17 protein-coding genes are annotated in these 19,222 nt (G+C 57.8%); 4 read left to right on the forward strand and 13 right to left on the reverse strand.

The window, feature by feature from the left end; all coding sequences use genetic code 11:
• Positions 1–20: 20 nt before the first annotated feature.
• Both C1949_RS05250 and trmA read left to right on the forward strand, forming a co-directional pair.
• Positions 21–1,313 carry an NCS2 family permease gene (locus C1949_RS05250; RefSeq protein ID WP_104737413.1) on the forward strand — a complete coding sequence of 431 codons (1,293 nt, stop codon included), beginning with the start codon at positions 21–23 and terminating at the stop codon, positions 1,311–1,313.
• Positions 1,313–2,398 (forward strand): tRNA (uridine(54)-C5)-methyltransferase TrmA, encoded by a 1,086-nt coding sequence (trmA, locus tag C1949_RS05255; RefSeq protein WP_104737414.1) that lies wholly within the window; start codon positions 1,313–1,315, stop codon positions 2,396–2,398. Before C1949_RS05250 ends, trmA begins: the two co-directional genes overlap by 1 nt.
• 25 nt (positions 2,399–2,423) lie before the next feature.
• Here the strand turns inward: trmA and C1949_RS19750 are convergent, their stop codons facing one another.
• Genes C1949_RS19750 through C1949_RS05285 form a run of 6 tightly spaced genes read right to left on the reverse strand, consistent with a single transcriptional unit; the run spans position 2,424 to position 8,230 of the window.
• Positions 2,424–2,792 (reverse strand): type IV pilin protein, encoded by a 369-nt coding sequence (locus C1949_RS19750; RefSeq protein WP_104737415.1) that lies wholly within the window; start codon positions 2,790–2,792, stop codon positions 2,424–2,426.
• Positions 2,782–5,976, reverse strand: a complete 3,195-nt coding sequence (locus C1949_RS05265; protein WP_104737416.1) for a PilC/PilY family type IV pilus protein — start codon at positions 5,974–5,976, stop codon at positions 2,782–2,784. The genes C1949_RS19750 and C1949_RS05265 overlap by 11 nt, the downstream gene beginning before the upstream one ends.
• A 13-nt stretch (positions 5,977–5,989) precedes the next feature.
• On the reverse strand, positions 5,990–6,523 hold the full coding sequence (locus C1949_RS05270) for a PilX N-terminal domain-containing pilus assembly protein (protein ID WP_104737417.1): 534 nt from the start codon (positions 6,521–6,523) through the stop codon (positions 5,990–5,992).
• A complete protein-coding gene (locus C1949_RS05275; RefSeq protein ID WP_104737418.1) occupies positions 6,523–7,242 on the reverse strand; it encodes a PilW family protein in 720 nt (239 codons plus the stop codon). Before C1949_RS05275 ends, C1949_RS05270 begins: the two co-directional genes overlap by 1 nt.
• Positions 7,239–7,763 (reverse strand): type IV pilus modification protein PilV, encoded by a 525-nt coding sequence (pilV, locus tag C1949_RS05280; RefSeq protein ID WP_104737419.1) that lies wholly within the window; start codon positions 7,761–7,763, stop codon positions 7,239–7,241. The genes C1949_RS05275 and pilV overlap by 4 nt, the downstream gene beginning before the upstream one ends.
• Positions 7,760–8,230 carry a GspH/FimT family pseudopilin gene (locus C1949_RS05285; RefSeq protein WP_170063007.1) on the reverse strand — a complete coding sequence of 157 codons (471 nt, stop codon included), beginning with the start codon at positions 8,228–8,230 and terminating at the stop codon, positions 7,760–7,762. Before C1949_RS05285 ends, pilV begins: the two co-directional genes overlap by 4 nt.
• 109 nt (positions 8,231–8,339) lie before the next feature.
• Here C1949_RS05285 and C1949_RS05290 point away from each other — a divergent pair, with 109 nt between their 5' ends.
• On the forward strand, positions 8,340–8,888 hold the full coding sequence (locus tag C1949_RS05290; RefSeq protein ID WP_104737421.1) for a GspH/FimT family pseudopilin: 549 nt from the start codon (positions 8,340–8,342) through the stop codon (positions 8,886–8,888).
• Positions 8,889–8,892: 4 nt separating this feature from the next.
• On the opposite strand, the gene argJ is transcribed toward C1949_RS05290, so the two are convergent.
• The 3 genes from argJ to C1949_RS05305 all read right to left on the reverse strand — a co-directional run bounded on the left by argJ (position 8,893) and on the right by C1949_RS05305 (position 14,193).
• Entirely contained in the window at positions 8,893–10,110 is a 1,218-nt protein-coding gene (argJ, locus tag C1949_RS05295; RefSeq protein ID WP_104737422.1) for a bifunctional glutamate N-acetyltransferase/amino-acid acetyltransferase ArgJ, read from the reverse strand.
• A 212-nt stretch (positions 10,111–10,322) separates the two neighbouring features.
• Positions 10,323–13,064, reverse strand: a complete 2,742-nt coding sequence (gene secA, locus C1949_RS05300) for a preprotein translocase subunit SecA (protein WP_104737423.1) — start codon at positions 13,062–13,064, stop codon at positions 10,323–10,325.
• Between the two features lie 169 nt (positions 13,065–13,233).
• Positions 13,234–14,193: a M23 family metallopeptidase gene (locus tag C1949_RS05305; protein ID WP_104737424.1), complete on the reverse strand. Its 960-nt coding sequence runs from the start codon at positions 14,191–14,193 to the stop codon at positions 13,234–13,236.
• A 75-nt stretch (positions 14,194–14,268) separates the two neighbouring features.
• Between C1949_RS05305 and C1949_RS05310 the strand changes: the two genes are divergently transcribed.
• Complete coding sequence (locus tag C1949_RS05310; RefSeq protein ID WP_104737425.1) at positions 14,269–14,730, forward strand: DUF721 domain-containing protein; 462 nt, start codon at positions 14,269–14,271, stop codon at positions 14,728–14,730.
• A gap of 94 nt (positions 14,731–14,824) precedes the next feature.
• Here C1949_RS05310 and lpxC read toward each other — a convergent pair whose 3' ends face one another.
• From lpxC to C1949_RS05330, 4 genes are all read right to left on the reverse strand, one after another.
• Positions 14,825–15,736 carry a UDP-3-O-acyl-N-acetylglucosamine deacetylase gene (gene lpxC / locus C1949_RS05315; protein WP_104737426.1) on the reverse strand — a complete coding sequence of 304 codons (912 nt, stop codon included), beginning with the start codon at positions 15,734–15,736 and terminating at the stop codon, positions 14,825–14,827.
• A 111-nt stretch (positions 15,737–15,847) separates the two neighbouring features.
• Positions 15,848–17,020: a cell division protein FtsZ gene (ftsZ, locus tag C1949_RS05320; protein ID WP_104737427.1), complete on the reverse strand. Its 1,173-nt coding sequence runs from the start codon at positions 17,018–17,020 to the stop codon at positions 15,848–15,850.
• A gap of 88 nt (positions 17,021–17,108) precedes the next feature.
• Positions 17,109–18,341, reverse strand: a complete 1,233-nt coding sequence (ftsA, locus tag C1949_RS05325; RefSeq protein ID WP_104737428.1) for a cell division protein FtsA — start codon at positions 18,339–18,341, stop codon at positions 17,109–17,111.
• 10 nt (positions 18,342–18,351) lie between these two features.
• Positions 18,352–19,212: a cell division protein FtsQ/DivIB gene (locus C1949_RS05330; protein WP_104737429.1), complete on the reverse strand. Its 861-nt coding sequence runs from the start codon at positions 19,210–19,212 to the stop codon at positions 18,352–18,354.
• Positions 19,213–19,222 lie beyond the last annotated feature (10 nt).

The following is a 19,222-nucleotide window of genomic DNA, read 5'->3' on the forward strand; positions in this document are numbered from 1 at the left end:
CTGCCCGGAAAGCCGCCCACATGCTGGAAAAACTGTTCAAACTGCGCGAACACGGTAGCAACGTACGCACTGAAGTACTTGCTGGTGTTACCACCTTCCTCACCATGGCGTACATCATCTTCGTCAACCCGATGATGATGGCCGATGCCGGCATAGACCCGGGCGCAGCCTTCGTAGCCACCTGCCTGGCCGCCGCCATTGGTTCTCTGGTCATGGGCCTGTGGGCGAACTATCCGATTGCGCTGGCCCCCGGCATGGGCCTGAATGCGTTTTTCAGCTACACGGTGGTCGGATCCATGGGGTACACCTGGCAGGTCGCGCTTGGCGCGGTATTCCTGTCCGGTTTCCTGTTCTTCCTGCTCAGCCTGTTCCGGATTCGCGAATGGATCATCGACAGCATCCCCCTGCCACTACGCTCCGCAATCGCAGCCGGCATCGGATTGTTCCTTGCACTGATCGCACTGAAAAGTGCTGGCTTGGTGGTCGATCACCCCGTCACTCTCGTGACCATGGGCAACCTGAGCAAGCCTGAACCACTGCTCGCGGCCGCCGGCTTCGCGATTATCGTTGCCCTCTCCTACCGCAAGATCACCGGTGCCGTCATGATCGGTATTCTACTGGTTACCGCCGCCAGCTTCGCGCTCGGCCTCAGCCACCTCGACGGCCTGATTTCAAGCCCGCCCAGCCTGCAGCCCACATTCCTGGAGCTGGATATCAAGGGAGCCCTTGAAGTTGGCCTGCTGAGTGTCGTCTTCGCATTCCTATTCGTAGATCTGTTCGACACGTCTGGCACCCTGATCGGCGTCGCCCAAAAAGCCAATCTGGTCGAAGCAGACGGCAAGATGCCACGCCTCGGTCGCGCTCTGATGGCGGATAGCACCGCCACCATGGCTGGCGCAGCGCTTGGCACCTCCACCACCACCAGCTACATCGAATCTACTGCCGGTATCAGCGCTGGTGGCCGCACCGGCCTGACCGCATGCGTAGTCGCACTGCTGTTTCTGCTCAGCATGTTCTTCTCGCCGCTGGCCACCGCCGTGCCCGGCTACGCAACCGCACCTGCGTTGCTATTCGTCGCCGTACTCATGACCCACGGCCTGGTACAGATCAACTGGGACGACCTGACCGAAGCAGCACCTGTGGTCGTTACCGCACTGGCGATGCCGCTGACTTTCTCGATTGCCAATGGCATCGCCCTCGGTTTTATCAGTTGGACTGTGATCAAACTGCTGGCGGGGCGCTGGCGTGAGCTCAATCCCAGCTTATACATTCTGGCCGGGCTGTTCGTTATCAAACTGGCGCTGTTCAGCTGATGAGTACCGCATTCCATCCCGCACAATACGATACGCAGCTGAACGAAAAGCGTGAGCGCCTGCAAACATTGCTCGCGCCGTTTGATGCTCCGCCCCCCGAGGTGTTCGAGTCGGCCCGCGGGCACTTTCGCCTGCGCGCGGAGTTTCGCCTCTGGTACGAAGCTGGCGTCCCCTACTACGCCATGTTCGAACAGGGCGACAAGCGCAGCCCGATTCTGATCGAACAGCTGCCGATTGCCAGCCGTCAGATCAACGCATTAATGATGCCCCTGCTGGAGGCCTGCAAGGCCGACCCGATCCTGGGTCGCAAGCTGTTTCAGGTCGAGTTTCTGACCACCCTCTCCGGTCAGGCACTGATCACCCTGTGCTACCACCGCCCACTGGATGACAGCTGGGACGCACCAGCCAAGACGCTGGCCGAGCAACTGGGTGTTCAGCTAATTGGCCGCAGCCGCGGCCAGAAGCGCGTGCTGCAGACGGATCATGTGGTGGAAACCCTCCAAGTTGCGGGCCGCCAGTGGCACTACCAGCAAATCGAAGGCGGCTTCACGCAGCCGAACGGCGAAGTAAATCAGCATATGCTGGGCTGGGCCCTGGATGCTGCTGGTGAAAATAATGACGACCTGCTGGAGTTGTACTGCGGTAACGGCAACTTTACCCTGCCGCTGTCAACCCGCTTCCGCCGCGTCCTGGCCACCGAGCTGGCGAAAAGCTCAGTGCGGGCGGCGCAGGAGAACCTGCGGATCAATGGCGTGGAAAACGTAACGCTGGTTCGACTCGCCAGCGAAGAGGTCACCCAGGCACTGACCGGCGTACGCCCCTTCCGACGCCTGCAAGGCATCGACCTGACTGGCTTCGAGTTCGGCACCGTGTTTGTTGACCCGCCACGTGCAGGTCTGGACCCAGCCACGCTGAAGCTGGTCAAAGGCTACCGCCGCGTTCTGTACATTTCCTGCAACCCGGAAACGCTGGCAGAAAACCTGCAGGAACTTACAAAAACGCACCGCGTAGTGCGGTGCGCCCTGTTCGATCAATTCCCCTATACCCATCACATGGAGTCAGGGGTCCTGCTGGAGCGCCGCTAGGCGCGCCAGCAGCGCCACCAGCCGCCTACTCCCAGGATGCGGTCCCATCGCTAGCCCAAGTTAGGGTATCCGAACCAGCCATTCGCCCTCTCGGCGTCGCAACTATCCGATAACTAAGTCCAGTCGCAGCAACATTCAGCTGCACGCCGTAGTTAACATTGGCGTTCAACTCCGGCGCAAGCGCCGCAACCGTGGCTCCTGTGTAGGTGAAGTTCTTCGTCCGGTATCCTTCAAGAGCGCTTGCCAGCTCCATAATCTGCCCTTGCGCCTCGCGCTGCAGCCCACGCTCAACGTACGAGGTGTACGCGGGATAGGCGATCGCTGCCAGCAGACCAATAATGGCCACCACTATCATCACTTCGATCAGGGTAAACCCCTTCGATCTACTGACCATCAGTTTCACCTTGGCTTTCTCCCTCACCTTCAGAATCTGAGCTCACCTGCGTCTGCCGAATTACATTTGCCTCGTCCGGAGGCAGCTGCATCCAACGGCGCTTACGCAAACGGGGGTCTCCCAATGAGCCCTCCCCAACGACCTCGGTACCCACGATCGTAATGACTCGGCCTTCGTCGTCGACCAGCAACGTCGGCGTTGGTGCCGGAGTTGACTGCTCAAGCGCCTGACTGCGACTGGCAGGTGCTGGCAAATCATCCGACAACGCAGCCGGAAGTGCCGTTACCAGGTTAACCGTATGCAGGTAGGCGCGACCATAACGGACTGCGCACGGATTGTCATACTCCTGATCCACCGTTGGCGCATAGGTCGTAAACAAAATCCGACCGTTGAAGATTACCGGCGAAGCCAGCGCCTTCTCCCCCGTCTCACCAAATGTGTAGTACCAGCCGCGACTGGTTGAAAGCGGCTGACCACCGGAAGTGACATTAGTCATATTGACAGTGGTAGCCAGCGTTTGCGAGCCGGACCCACGAAGCGCCGTGCGATCTCGAATAACAAACACCCCATCAGTGACAGTTTCATCCAATGGGTGCGCCCGATACCCGGAGCCTATGACCACATACAGTTCATTGCCTGTACTGGCTTTGACCAGGCCAACCGCCGGTGCCTCATAGAAGCGACGACGCGCACTACCACTGCCCCCCAGGTTAGCTATGCGATCAACCACGTGCTCACCATTATCCTTGATGGTGATACGGAACACCTGGCCGGCCAGATCGCCGAAGTACATGTGGTCCGCCACACCGTCAAAGTCGATGTCAACAACAGCAATACTGCTGGGCACGGCCCACTTCATATTGGCAACGTTTTCCGTAGCCTCATTGCGCCCACCTGCCGACCAAAGCACCTCACCGGTTTCCGCATTCAGGAAGTAGACCATATTGCCCATCTGGTCAGCCGCCGACAGGGAGGCAGAATCGTCATGGTCGGTCGGACTATACCCTCCCCCAACAACCAGGATCGGCACCTTGCTGCCAGAGCCGTCAGGTACGCTGGTCAGGGTAGGCGTTGACCATGTCTGGCCCAAGCCGGACATGCCAGTGGAGCCATTGTTCACCTGCCACAACATCGAAGGAGCTGTCGGATCCGTAACGTTCAGCGCGTAATAACTACGCCCCCCGCGACGCATACCGCCATAGAGGTAAACGGCTTCAGGCGCGGACAGCGAATTGTTGCCCCCTTTACGCCAGGCGACCCAGCTGCCGTCCAGTCCATAGGTCTGGCGGGTATTGTCTACCCTCAAAGCAGGCCGGCTGGTGGTATAGAGATTCGCCTTCTGCAGAATTTCGTTAGGCATGAAGGCGAAAGCTTCCGAACCATCTTCGGTCTTGATTGCGTGTAGCATGCCGCCATTGGTGGAAACGAAAACATAGTTGTTTTCGGCATCCTCACCGTAGTTGACCATGACAGGCACGCTGTGCAGCGGATCCCCCCACATACTCTCGAGCTCGTTCAACAGCGCAGTGCGTTGGGCTGAGGTAGCAGAGCCCCCGAGGCCAAGTTGAGCATTGCTGGGCACGCTGGAACTTGCCCAATTGAGCTTCTGCAGCGCGCCACCAGCCGTAGTGGTGTAAAACAGGTTGCGGGTACCCACCTGCTCACGGGCACCGCCCTTGGTAACATCGGGGCCGTCGATCATTGAGCTCCACATGCTCTGGGAGCCGGTACGGAAGTACCCGGTTGCCGGGTCAACCGCGTAGCCGTTCTGACCATGGATTTCGCCGTCCACCACTTGATAGCGTTTAAGATTGCCATTCCAGTAGCTGCTTTCGAACGGCTGGAACACGGAATAGTACAGCTGATCCAGATGCTGGAAACGGTTCATGGCGTTCACAGCCACGCCCGGCGCAGAGATGGAACGCGCGTCTTCGTCGATCAGATCCAGAGTTTCCTGGAAAGCTTCTAGCAGGGTTTCTGCGCTGTCAGAGTCGTAGGTCTCACCGCCGCCGGCAGCTGACACGGCTTTCATATTGGCCAGCGTACTGTCCCCCATATACAAACCAATATTATGGGTCTTGATGGGAGTATTCAGGCTGTTGCCGTTTGAGTTCAGCTCAGATGCAATTCGCACCTGACACTCATAAGAGTTCCTGCCACAATGGACGAGTCCAACATCCTCAGGGTCATCGCCAGAGGGGCTACCGTCGGTAAACAGAATAATGTGGTTCGACTCGCACTGATTAGCAGTGTTAACGGGTGATACAAAGTTGCTACCGTTAACCACGGCTCGCTCCTCGTCGCAGCCACCCTCAACCGTTTCACATACCTGCACCGTGGTTTGGACGGTTAGCTCATAAATGGTACTCCGCTGCTGATAATCCGCTTCGTAATAACGCCAAGACCACCAATAACGCTCTCGATAACAGTTTGGTAAATCAGTATCGCACCAGTCGACTCTACGATAGCTGGTCAGTCGACAGGTCGACTCATTGAGGTTACAGGAAGGCACCGTATTCCAAACATAACTGGCGTTGCAGGCCGGATCGGAGGTGTCACAAGAGTCAACCTGAACGATATCTGTTTGGACAACGTCTCTACAGACCTCCTCATCTGGCGCATTACTTACACACACCTTGCCAGAGTTGGAGTAGGAAACGCCTGTCCTGTTTCTGCGACCCAGCATGTAGTCTGCCATATCGTCAAAAGCAAGCGCTGTGGGCGTACTGCCTGATGGCTGCGCGTTACGACTGGGATAAGCGCTATTCTGGCCGCCGTTAATCGAATTCAGCGCATTTAGGAAGTAAGGTCTGGTCAAATCGTTAACCGGCATTACCGGCAATAGGATTTGCCCACCAGAACTACCACGCAAACGACCGAAGCCAATTTCCACCGTGTTTGGCGCGTCAGCGATAATCTGCTTCATCGCTTCGTGCAACAGCGTGATACGTCGATTTTCTATATCAGTACACCAGCTGCTTCCCGAACCAGCGCGGCAATTACGCATCGAGCCAGACGTGTCCAGCATAATCAGCACGTTGGCTTTCGGCGTATTCTGTTCATTCGCCGCATTTGCTCGGGCGAAATAAATCTCAGTGTCGTCCGCATTAGCGAATACCGGGATTACCAGACCAAGGCAACAGGCCAGCAATCGGGTGCGCAATACTGTTTTCAGATTGATCATGTGCACGCTCTCCCTAATTGATCTCAGCGCCGGGCTTGATGCCACGCTTGAGCGTTTCCTGCAGGTGATGGTTCTCAATGCTGTAGTTCGGCATTTCGCTTTCACCAAGAATATTGATTCGGTAATCCACAAATACGCCAGCGCCGCCACTGGAGCTGACCTGGGATCCGCTGATTGGGCTGAAGCCATCCAAATAGCTGAGGGATTCAGCCTGCAATAGCCCCCTTACATCCATGAAGTTAGTACTGCCACAGGCACCGTCAACGGCACCATTCTCCGTTATACAAAACTGAGAAGCCTGACCGTCCACCGCTGCATATAACTGCTCATTGCTCAGCCCAGACAGCTCTTCGTAGGTGCTCACAATCGCGGTCTCTGCTGCTTCAAACGTCATCACATCGGACTGTACGCCGGTGGCGACCTTCGCAGAAAACACACTCGCACGCATCGCTGACAACCCCAGAACCGAGACCATCAACAACACGACCAGAGCAACGACCAGAGCGATCCCCTGCTGTGCAGGCGCTTGCATCATTGAACGCTTCATCAAACACCATCCCAGTCGAAGTTACGGATCATTACAGTGGATCTGAACACCTTGCGCAGGCGTCGATCAGCTGCGACGTTAACCAACTGATCCCCAAGATAATAAGCAGTCGCAACAGCGGGGGTTTGCACCTCACCCTCACTCCGCAGCAGGATATCGAAACGTATAGTCACAACCGGACTGGCGCCCTGTGCTCCAGCGTTGACATAACGGGTAACCCCCGCCTGACCATTGAGCTCGGTGTCAATACCATACTGCACCTGAAAGCTTTCCACCCCTTCCATCAGCTCGGCGACCCCACCGCTTAGATTGCCTGAACACGACAGCACGCCCTGATTGTCGACAAAATAGCGATTGATGATTTCCTGTTCAGTCCCGTTACCACCACCCTGGCAGTCCCTCAGGCCAAAATAGTTGATCACCAACTGATCATTGCCACCGTTGACACCATCCTGAGCAAACGCGGTCTGTGTTGTATCAAACACAACAGGGTCGATGGTTCCGTCAGTAGCCGTACCACGACCAGCCTGACGAATATCGGCCATCATATAGCGCAACAGCATCTGACCATCCTGCTCCAACGTAGCGGAGGTACGCTGCAACGAGAAAGTCTGGTTATTGACCAGTAGCAACTGCAAGGCCACACCGCTGGCCAAGAGCCCCAGTACCAGTGCCACCATCAGCTCTATCAGGCCAAATCCTCGCTCTCTATCCATCATCGCTGAATCTCCATAACCAGGCACTGGCTGTCGTCTGCCGTGTTTATGCCATCCTCACTCAAGCACAAGGCAGGGGCCTGCTCGTCCCAGCTGACCACAACACAGCCCAAAGACCCGAAGTCACAGTCAGTGGCCATCACTCTACCGCCAAGCAAACTGGTAGAAGCGGCCCAAACCAGCTGTTTGATATCCCAGTCAGCCATTTCCTCGGCAGTGCACACAGCATCGCGGCAGACCTTCCAGTCCTCAGGGCTGCCAGCCGAGCCATTTGCCGACGCCGGCCAGTTATCCGGATCAGCGTAGTAATCACTCATCGCCGGATTTGACTTAATCCGCTCAATTGCGTCCTGAGCGATCATGGCAGCATGGGCCCGGTCGGCGGCATCGCCAGAATTACGCAGAGCAGTCAACTGCAACCCCGCGTAGCCAAGAGCACCAATTGCAATAATCAACAACGCAATCAACACTTCCAACAACCCAACACCCGCCTGACGTCGCCGATCGGTCTGGAGCAAACTCATGGACAATCCCCTTTGTCAGACTGTGTAACCTTGCCCAGAAAGGACAATTGGAGGGTATAACCACGGACAGGGCTTGCCTCCGCTGAGCAAACGGAAAACTCCGCACCGCCACCGGTCACGCCACCTTGGGCCACGAAGGTCAGCCCACCGGGCGCGTCCTCGCGACTGACCGTAACGCCACCCTCAGGCGTATAGGTTTTGTCCTGCTCACTGGATGAAGCGGGGTAATCGATTGTCCAGCCGTCATCCCAGCCGCCGGCCGCGGGAACAACGGCAACATCCGTACGCATGCTGAGCGCTTGCATTCTTGCGGCTCCTAGTGCTGAAGCCAGGTCAGCAGTGGTCGACCTGAGCGAGCTGTTGGCCATCATGGTTCTCATGCTTGGCACGGCCAGACCGAGAATCACGCCCGCAACCACCAGCGCGATCATTAGCTCGATCAAAGTGAAACCCTTCACATATTTCATCCAAAGAACCCTCCTAGTACGACCTGCACTATAAAAAGACCCGAGGTCAACGTCGCCTGGGGCGCGATGACCGGTCAGATCAACAGGATGACAGGTATCAGGAGCAAGGATGGGCGCATCAAATCGACAACCCAATCGGCACGACGGCGGCATCAGCCTGATCGAATTGCTAGTGGCGATCACCCTACTGAGCTTGGCCGTTACGCTTGGCGTGCCATCCTTGGCCCGCACACTTGACCAGCAACGGCTCGATAACGCTGGAGACCGACTCACCAACAGTATTCGCCTGACGCGAGAGACAGCTATCACGCGCAATCAGGCAGTCGTCATGGCGCCGCTGGCCGGCAACTGGAATGGGGGATGGCGGGTTTTCGTCGACAACAACCAGAATGGGCAGCTGGATGCTGACGATATCTTGCTGCAGGAGGATCAAGCGACCAACATCACCACGATCAGCGCGACCGGGGAGCTGGCTCGCTATTTGCGCTACAACCCGCTGGGCGAGTCTGAACGTCTGGACGGCGGATTTCTTGCCGGAACCCTTCGACTGTGTCCGGTGCATCCCGAACATCCCGGCCGGCGACTGATCATCAACCGGGTGGGACGGTTACGCAGCGAGTCGGCAGTGCTGGCTGCCGACATCTGCAGTCAGAGGTAATGACTCAGGTACGGTACTCGGCGTTGATCCGCACATACTCATGGGACAGGTCGGTAGTCCAGAGCGTTTCAGAGCAGGCGCCGCGCCCCAGCTCAATGCGAATAGTGATTTCTTCCTGGGCCATCACCCGCGCGCCTTGCTCCTCAACATACTCAGGGGCTCGACCGCCTTGACGGGTAATGCAGACATCATCGAGGTAGACGTCAATTTTCTCGACATCCAGATTCGGCACCCCAGCATAGCCGACAGCGGCCAGAATACGCCCCCAATTCGGATCAGAAGCAAATAGCGCCGTCTTAATCAGCGGCGAGTGCGCCACGGCGTAGGCGACATCCAGACACTCGTTGCGGTTGCCGCCGCCGTTGACCTGAACAGTGACAAACTTGGTTGCGCCCTCACCATCACGAACGATGGCCTGGGCCAGCACCAGCAGCACTTCCTTGATCGCTGCGGCCAGCTCGGCGTAGCCCGCTGCCTCGGTGCTGTCGATCGGAGCGATGGCGGCCTGGCCGGTCGCAACCAGCATGCAGGAGTCGTTGGTGCTGGTATCGCCGTCGATGGTAATACGGTTGAAAGACAGGTCTGCGGCTTCACGCAGCAGCGCCTGCAGCACCGGCTGGGCAACCGGCGCATCGGTGGCAACGTAACCCAGCATGGTAGCCATGTTCGGACGAATCATCCCGGCGCCTTTGGAGGTACCAGTGATGGTCACGGTCTGACCGGCAATCTGAATCTGCCGGCTGCAGCCTTTTGGCTGGGTATCGGTTGTCATGATCCCTTCGGCGGCAACCGCCCAGTTATCTTCGGACAGGTTTTCAAGGGCTGCAGGCAGCACCGGAATAATCTTGTCAGCAGGCAACAACTCACCAATAACACCCGTGCTGAATGGCAAAATCTGTTCCGACTTGACTCCAACCAGCTCGGCTAGCGCCTCACAGGTCCGCTCGGCTGCCACCATGCCTGGCTTGCCGGTCCCGGCGTTGGCGTTACCCGTATTAACCAGCAGATAACGCGGGGTGCTGCCCATACGTTGGCGGCACAGGGTAACCGGTGCGGCGCAGAATGCGTTCTGCGTGAATACGCCCGCAATCGTCGAGCCTTCCGCCGCTTCCATGACCACGACATCCTTGCGACCGACTCGCTTGATCCCGGCAGAAGCGATACCAAGACGAAAACCGGGTACAGGGTGCAGCACAGGCAAAGGGCCAAGACCGACAGGCATGATCAACAACTCCAAGATTAAAAGGGAAAGGTAAGCCGCAAGGCGGATGGCCGCCCCCACAAGCTGTGGGCAATGGTAAGCAGGGCGGCGCAGCCGTCAAGCGCTCTTGCAAACTGTGCCGCTATTAATTGGTTTAAACACCGCGCGGCTCGATAACGCGCGGGTTTTGCTTGCCGCTTAAGGCTTGGAGCTTGCGGCTGCTTTCACCGGGCTCAGCTAATTTGTCCATGGCAATGTTTGTACTTCTTGCCAGACCCGCATGGGCAGGGGTCATTACGGCCGACCTTGGGACCTTCACGGGTGACCGGTGCGGCGTTACCCGCCTGCTCCGGCTCAGCCGGCTCATCACCTGCAACATCAGCGACGGCATTCACTTCTTCGTGCTTGAATTGCATGCGGCGCTGCAGCTCTTCGGCCTGGCGACGCAGCCGCGCCTCTTCCTCGGCCGGGTCTTCGCGACGCACCTGGACGTGACTGAGGACGCGAATAGTGTCACGTTTGAGGGTTTCCAGCATTTCCTGGAACAGGTTGAAGGCTTCGCGTTTGTATTCCTGCTTGGGGTTCTTCTGCGCGTAGCCACGCAGATGAATACCCTGACGCAGATGATCCATGGTTGCCAGATGCTCTTTCCACAGATCGTCCAGCACACGCAGCAACATCTGTTTCTCGAAGGTGCGCAGGGCTTCGGCTCCAGCCAGCTCCTCCTTCTCGCGGTAGGCCGCAACCAGCGCTTCCAGCACGCGCTCGGCCACACCCTGCTCGCTCAGACGCTCATCCTCGTCCAGCCACTGCTGGATAGTCAGATGCAAACCCAGTTCGGAGGCAATACTGTGCTCCAGCCCAGCGACATCCCACTGCTCCGGCAGGCTGCCGGTCGGCATATGCATCGCCACCAGATCATTCACTACATCCTGACGAATCGCGTTAATTGTTTCTTCAACGTTCTCGCTGGCCAGAATGGAGTTGCGCTGACCATAGATAACCTTACGCTGCTCGTTGGCAACATCGTCATATTCCAGCAACTGTTTACGGATATCGAAGTTGCGCCCTTCAACTTTCCGCTGCGCCTTCTCAATGGCGTTGGTCACCATCCGGTGTTCAATGGCCTCGCCTTTCTCCATGCCCAACGCTTTCATAAAGTTCTTCACCCGGTCAGAGGCGAAGATGCGCATCAGGTTGTCTTCCAGCGACAGGTAGAAACGGCTGGAACCCGGGTCACCCTGACGACCCGCACGACCGCGCAGCTGGTTGTCGATACGACGTGATTCGTGGCGCTCACAAGCAATAATATGCAGACCACCCGCCTCGAGTACCTGCTGATGACGCAGCTGCCACTCGTCCTTGACCTGGGCGATCTGCTGCTCGGTCGGGTTCTCCAGCGCGGCAACTTCGGCTTCCCAGTTGCCACCCAGAATGATGTCGGTACCACGGCCAGCCATGTTGGTGGCGATGGTCACCGCACCAGGGCGACCGGCCTGCGCTACAATTTCCGCTTCCTTCTCGTGGAACTTGGCATTCAGGACCTTGTGCGGCACCTTCTCACGGGTCAGCAGATTGGCTACAACCTCGGACGACTCAATGGACGCCGTACCGACCAGCACCGGGCGACCCTGCTCCATGCAATGCTTGATGTCGGCAACGATAGCGGCGAACTTTTCTTCGATGCTGAGATAAACAAGGTCGTTGTAGTCCTTGCGTACCATCGGCTTGTTGGTCGGGATAACGAGGACATCCAGACCATAGATCTGACGAAACTCGAACGCCTCGGTGTCGGCAGTACCGGTCATGCCGGACAGCTTCGGATACAGGCGGAAGTAATTCTGGAAGGTAGTAGAGGCCAGCGTCTGGCTCTCGGCCTGAATCTGCAACCCCTCCTTTGCCTCGATAGCCTGATGCAGGCCCTCGGACAGGCGGCGGCCGGGCATAGTTCGACCAGTGTGCTCATCAACCAGCAGCACCTGATTGTTCTGCACGATGTACTCGACATTGCGATGGAACAAGGTGTGCGCACGCAGGCCGGAATGGACGTGGTGCAACAGGCCAAGGTTCTGCGCAGCGTACAGGCTGTCACCCTCATTGAGCATACCCTCGCGCGCCAGCAGCTCTTCAACGAACTGGTGACCTTCTTCGGTTAGCTCAACCTGACGGGCCTTCTCGTCAATCAGGTAGTGGCCTTCGACACCTTCTTCACCCTCTTCAGCGAGCTGGCCGCGCTTGAGCAGGGGAATCAGCTTGTTGATGGTGGTATACAGCCGGGAACTGTCTTCCGCGGGACCGGAGATGATCAGCGGCGTTCGCGCCTCGTCAATCAGGATCGAGTCAACCTCGTCAACGACGGCAAAGAACGGCTCACGCTGGAACTTGTCTTCCAGCCGGAAGGCCATGTTGTCGCGCAGATAGTCAAAGCCAAGCTCGTTGTTGGTGCTGTAGGTAATATCGCACTGGTAAGCTGCGCGCTTCTGCTCGGGGTCCTGCATCGGCACAACGACGCCAACAGTCATTCCGAGGAACTCGTACAGCGGGCGCATCGTGTTGGCGTCGCGATTGGCCAGGTAGTCGTTCACGGTGACCACGTGAACACCTTTACCGGCCAGCGCATTGAGGTACACCGGTAGCGTACCGACCAGTGTCTTACCCTCACCCGTCTTCATCTCAGCGATTTTGCCTTCGTGCAACGCCATACCGCCGACTAGCTGGACATCAAAGTGGCGCATCCCCATCACACGCTTACCCGCCTCACGCACGACAGCAAAGGCTTCGGGCAGCAGCGCATCCAGGGTCTCGCCGCTGGCAAGGCGTTGCTTGAATTCGTCTGTTTTCGCCTTCAGCTGTTCATCACTCAGTGCATTCAAGCTTTCTTCAAGGGCGTTGATCGCAGCGACAACCTTACCCATTCGCTTCAATTCACGGTCGTTCTTGCTTCCAAACAGCTTTCTCATTAACGGCGCAAACATAATCGACTTAGATATCCATGTGATGAGTGGCGTGTCCAGTCCCATGCTGCCGGACCAGCCCGAAAACGGCATTCTACTCTGATTTCTGCCGCACATTAAACCGCGCAGAGGGCAGGGCCGCCTGCCGACAAGTGCATCGACCGACAACCTATATGAGGATCGCTGGAGGTTATTTCAACGCCAGGAAGCGAGCGGGGTTGACCGCCATGCCGTTGCGGTAGACTTCGAGATGAAGGTGGGGGCCTGTGGAACGACCGGTAGTGCCGACTGCAGCGATCTCCTGGCCCTTCTGCACCAGGTCACCTTTGCTGACCTTAAGCACCGAAGCATGCGCGTAACGGGTCTTGAGACCGCCGCCGTGATTAATTTCGATCATGTTGCCATACGCACCATGACGGCCAGCGAAGATAACCACCCCCGCACCAACTGCGTGAATCGGTGTACCGCGCGGCGCCGCGAAATCCAACCCATTGTGCATCGATATGCGTCCGGTTATCGGGTCGGTACGACGGCCAAAGGTAGATGACAGATGGCCGACGCTGACCGGAACGAAATCCAGCATCGCATCAACATCGGTTTGCCGGTTGACCATAAGATCTTCCAGCAGCTGAAGTTGCTGGGTGCGGTTGTCAACCCGCGCGGACAGCTGCTCAATCAAGCCCTGCAGATCTGAAGGCGCTTCGAAGGTAAGGTCATCATCGCGCAGCTCTGGACCGCCCATGCCCGATTCCAGATCAATACCAAAGTCAAAATCAGAATTTGAACCGAAATCGAATTCACCGTCGTTGAAATCGCCCAATTCGGTCAGTCGCTCGCCCAACGCATCCAGACGGGTCAGCCGCATTTGCAGGCGGGCTAGCTGCTGACTCATGCGCTCAATCTGTGCCTGGGTACCATCATCTTCGACCAGCGGGTCGACATCGTAGTCCTGCAGCACCTGCTGCCACTGCGGGACACTGGAGTCAGCAGCCGCCAGCTCCGTAGAACTGCCGGCCATCAGTTGCCAGGTGACCAGAGATGCGACCAGCGGTAGCGCCAGCAGCAGGCAAACGCCGGCAGCAACCCACGGCGCTCCCAGCGTCAGTGTTCGCGATGCGCCATTGCGCCCGGTGAGAATAATGATATTCAAATAGCAACCCCAAACATTCTTGACGGCGGTTCTGATAGGATGACCGCTCCATCACTCCTGGCTGGCAGCGAACCCATGGCATTCCATCCGCTGGACGCACGTCGACCAACCGACCTTTTAAGAACCAGTAGCACACTCCGCGCACTGCTGGAAAAGTCCCGTCAACTTGAGCGCCTGCAGGCCCTGTTTGAGTCGCGTCTCGAACCGGCAGCACGCGAACAGTGCCGGGTTGCCTCATTCGAGACCGGCGTACTGCGACTGGTAGTCACCAGCAGTCAGTGGGCTACGCGCATGCGGTATCAGCAGAAAAGGCTGATTCGGGACCTGCAGACCTTCAACGAATTCGCCACCTTAACGAAAATTCATTGCAAGGTACAACCACCACTGGTCAAAAAAGCACCACCCGTTCGCACTATCAAGCGTTCAAAGGTGGCTAGCAGCACGTTGCAGGAAACCGCCGAACACGTCTGCGACCCCGAACTCAAGGCTGCCTTGAGCAGGCTTGCGCGCCATCATGGCGAGCCGGAAGGTCATTGATTCGGCGCAAACAGACAACCCCGAAAAATAAAAACGGCCGCCCGAAGGCGGCCGAAACAAGAAACGAAACGAGTAGGCTGTCAGACGTCTGAGATCAGACGGCCGCAGCGGGACGCATGTAGGAGATCGGAGCAGTACCCGCATCATCAAAGGTAACCAGTTCCCATGCATCCTTGTTTGCCAGCAGAGCACGCAGCAGTTTGTTGTTCAGTGCATGCCCCGACTTGTAGCCACGGAACTCGCCTACCAGACTCTTGCCCAGCAGATAAAGATCCCCGATGGCGTCCAGAATCTTGTGTTTGACGAACTCGTCTTCATAACGAAGACCATCCTCGTTCAACACCCGATACTCATCCACCACAATGGCGTTGTCGACACTGCCACCAAGTGCCAGGTTCTGGGAACGCAGGTACTCGATGTCACGCATGAAGCCGAACGTGCGTGCGCGACTAACTTCCTTCACAAAGGATGTACTGGAAAAGTCGACACAGGCTTCCTGGCTGCGGCCGCGGAATACAGGGTGATCGAAGTCGATACCGAACGACACCTTGAACCCTTCAAAGGGCACAAAAGTGGCGGTCTTGCCGTCTTCTTCTACCGTGACTTCCCGCTTGATACGAATAAATTGCTTGGCGGCATCCTGTTCGGCAATGCCCGCCGACTGAATCAAAAAGACAAAGGGCCCAGCGCTGCCATCCATGATCGGCACTTCCGCCGCGCTCAGCTCGACATAAGCATTATCGATACCCAGACCCGCCATCGCCGACAACAGATGCTCAACCGTGTCGACCTTAGCGCCGTCCTTGATCAGGGTCGTCGACATCGTCGTCTCCCCTACACACTCGGCACGCGCCGGGATCTCGACCACCGGGTCAAGATCCACGCGCCGGAACACGATCCCCGTATCCACCGGTGCCGGCTTCAGTGTGAGGTATACCTTCTCACCCGAATGCAGACCAACACCTGTGGCCCGGATGACGTTTTTCAATGTGCGTTGTCTGATCATGCTTGCCTGCTTCCGCTCTGATTGCGAAAAACTCTCAGTAAACTGGCGTGCATCATAGCAAAGTCAGCTTTTGATGAATACCAATTACCCCAATGCCTTCAATTGATCAGTTCAATCAGCCTGACGACGCAGGAATGCCGGAATATCCAGGTAATCCAGGTCTTCAGCCGGCTGGCTCAAGCGAGCAGCAGCGCTACCGGAAGGGGCCTGATTGCGCATGACGGTCGGACGATCCAGATCGCGATAGTTCGGCGCACCAGCTTCCGGCTGACGAGCGGCCTGAGCCGGCGCAGCAGCGGTGTTGTCCACGACCTTAACCGGCTTCTCACGTGCGCCCAGACCAGTAGCAACCACAGTCACACGCAGCTCGTCGCGCAGTTCCGGATCAATAACGGTACCGACAACCACGGTGGCCGTTTCAGAGGCAAACTCTTCAACAGTGCTACCGACTTCGGAGAACTCACCCAGCGACAGGTCAGGGCCAGCCGTGATGTTGACCAGAATACCGCGGGCACCCATCAGGTTGACATCCTCCAGCAGCGGGCTGCGGATGGCCGCTTCAGCCGCTTCGCGAGCACGGTTTGGACCACTGGCGTGACCGGTTCCCATCATTGCCATACCCATTTCGCTCATGACGGTTTTAACGTCGGCGAAGTCAACGTTGATCATACCGGGACGCATAATCAGGTCCGCGATACCCTGCACGGCACCCAGCAGAACGTCGTTGGCCTTGCTAAAGGCAGCAAGCAGGCTGGCGTCTTTGCCCAGCACAGTCAGCAGTTTCTCGTTCGGGATAGTGATCAGCGAGTCGACATGCTGGCTCAGCTCACGGATACCCTCTTCCGCCACCTGCAGACGCTTGCGACCCTCAAACGGGAACGGCTTGGTCACGACGGCAACGGTCAGGATGCCCATTTCACGAGCTACCTCGGCAACAATCGGCGCAGCACCGGTACCGGTACCACCACCCATACCGGCGGTGATAAACACCATGTCTGAGCCTTGCAGCACTTCAGCAATGCGCTCGCGGTCTTCAATCGCGGCCTCACGGCCGATCAGCGGGTTGGCTCCGGCGCCCAACCCTTTGGTGACGCCTGAGCCCAGCTGCAGCACAGTGCGCGCGCTGACGTTTTTCAGTGCCTGAGCATCGGTGTTGGCGCAGATGAAATCCACCCCTTCAACATTGTTGACCACCATGTGTTGCAGGGCGTTACCGCCGCCACCGCCTACACCGACGACCTTGATTACTGCGTTCTGCGGAACGTTATCGATCAGTTCGAACATGGCCTTTCTCCTTGAATAGCTACTCGTATCGTTTTCGTTTCGTTACTGCTGCCCGCTTAGGCGGGTCTGTTGCATCGGTTCAGAGCAATCAGAAATTGCCCTGGAACCATTTCTTTACACGCTCCAGCACTGGCGTCTTGTTGCTATCGCTCGGCTGGGAGCTATGGTCACCGTGGTGTTTCATGCCGTAGTGCAGCAACCCCACGCCGGTGGCGTAGATCGGATTGCGCACAACGTCGGTGAGCCCCTTGAATTCCTGCGGCATGCCGAGGCGAACCGGCATGTGAAAAATCTCCTCGGCCAGCTCAATGGCGCCTTCCATCTTGGCGGTACCGCCGGTCATGACGATGCCCGCCGGAATCATGTCTTCGAAACCGGACCGGCGCAGTTCAGCCTGGATCAGGGTGAACAACTCGTCGTAGCGCGGCTCAACTACCTCTGCCAGCGCCTGACGAGACAGGTCACGCGGCGGCCGCTCACCAACACTCGGCACCTTGATGGTTTCCTCCGGACCAGCCAGCTTGGCCAGCGCGCAGGCGTAGCGAATCTTGATTTCCTCGGCGTACTGGGTTGGCGTACGCAGCGCCATGGCGATGTCGTTGGTAACCTGATCGCCGGCAATCGGAATCACCGCGGTATGGCGAATCGCCCCCTCGGTAAAGATGGCGATATCGGTCGTGCCGCCACCAATATCAACCAGGCATACACCGAGCTCTTTCTCGTCTTCAGTCAGCACGGCATAACTGGAGGCCAGTTGCTCGAGAATCACATCTTCCACTTCCAGGCCGCAGCGACGAATGCACTTTTCTATGTTCTGCACCGCGTTAAGCGCGCAGGTCACCAGATGGACCTTCGCCTCCAGACGCACACCAGACATGCCGAGTGGCTCGCGCACGCCCTCCTGGTTATCAATCACATATTCCTGCGGCAGGATATGCAGCACCTTCTGGTCCGCCGGAATGGCTACCGCCTGACCGGCATCCAACACCCGCTCGATGTCTGCCTGAACCACTTCACGGTCGCGAATAGCGACGATGCCGTTGGAGTTCAGACTGCGAATGTGATTACCCGCAATCCCGGCGTAGACAGAATGAATCTGGCAACCAGCCATCAACTCGGCTTCTTCGATCGCGCGCTGAATGGACTGCACCGTCGATTCGATGTTCACCACCACGCCCTTCTTCAGCCCGCGCGAGGGATGCGAGCCAATGCCGACAATTTCCAGCTCGCCGTCCGCCCCGATCTCGCCGACCAGTGCCACGACCTTGGAGGTGCCGATATCCAGGCCCACAATCATTCTGCTGCCCTGCTTGCTTGCCATAATCTTCCCGTTACTCCGACACTTTTTCGGCGTCGCCTGCATCACGCCAGGCGACGGCCATACCATTGCTGTAGCGCAGATCCACGCGCGCGATCAGTTCTCGACGGTCACTAAGCATCAGTTGCTCGATGGTCATGAACCGCTGCATCTTGTCCACCAGATTGTCCCGCCCCAGCAACAGCTCCATACCGTCATCCGTGGTCAGGAACCAGCTGCCGCGATCTCGCAACTCCAGCTTGCTGACCACCATGCCCTGCGGACGCAGCAGGCTGCTGAACTGCTGGTACTGACGCATTACCCGACGTTTGGAGCGCTCCGGGCCATTGAGCTGCGGCAACTCGCTGAAACGCGCGATATCCTGCGGCTCGAACGCCTTGCCCTCGTTATTCAACAGCGCCTTGTCACCCCAGCGAGCCACCGGCAGTTGCTCATCCAGCGCTATCACCAATTTGTCGGGCCAAACCCGACGAACCGACGCCTGCGCGACCCAGGGCATCGCCAGCAGGTCGCTGCGCAAGCCATCCAGATCGATACCCAGAAAGCTGTCATTCAGGTAGGGCTGAATGACCTGCTGAACCGCTTCACGGTCGATGTACTCAAGCTCGCCCTCGACACTGATCAGCGCAATCGGCCGGTCAGCCAGCGGCATCAACCGGCTACCCAGCTCGTACAACCCCATACCAAGAGCAACCAGCAGCAACGGCCACAGCAAATGCTGCAGCCGCCCACCCAGACCACGCAGATTCGGACGTGGCAGACGCAGCCGTGGCAGCTGCCGCGGTTGTGCAGGCGGCACGCGCACGGCACCTCGCCCACCGGCCTTGCGGCGGGAAAGCGGTGTAGCGTTGCGGTTATCGCGAATTGCCTGCATCCTGTTATCC

Source organism: Halopseudomonas oceani, assembly GCF_002903165.1.
Classification (GTDB): Bacteria; Pseudomonadota; Gammaproteobacteria; order Pseudomonadales; family Pseudomonadaceae; genus Halopseudomonas; species Halopseudomonas oceani.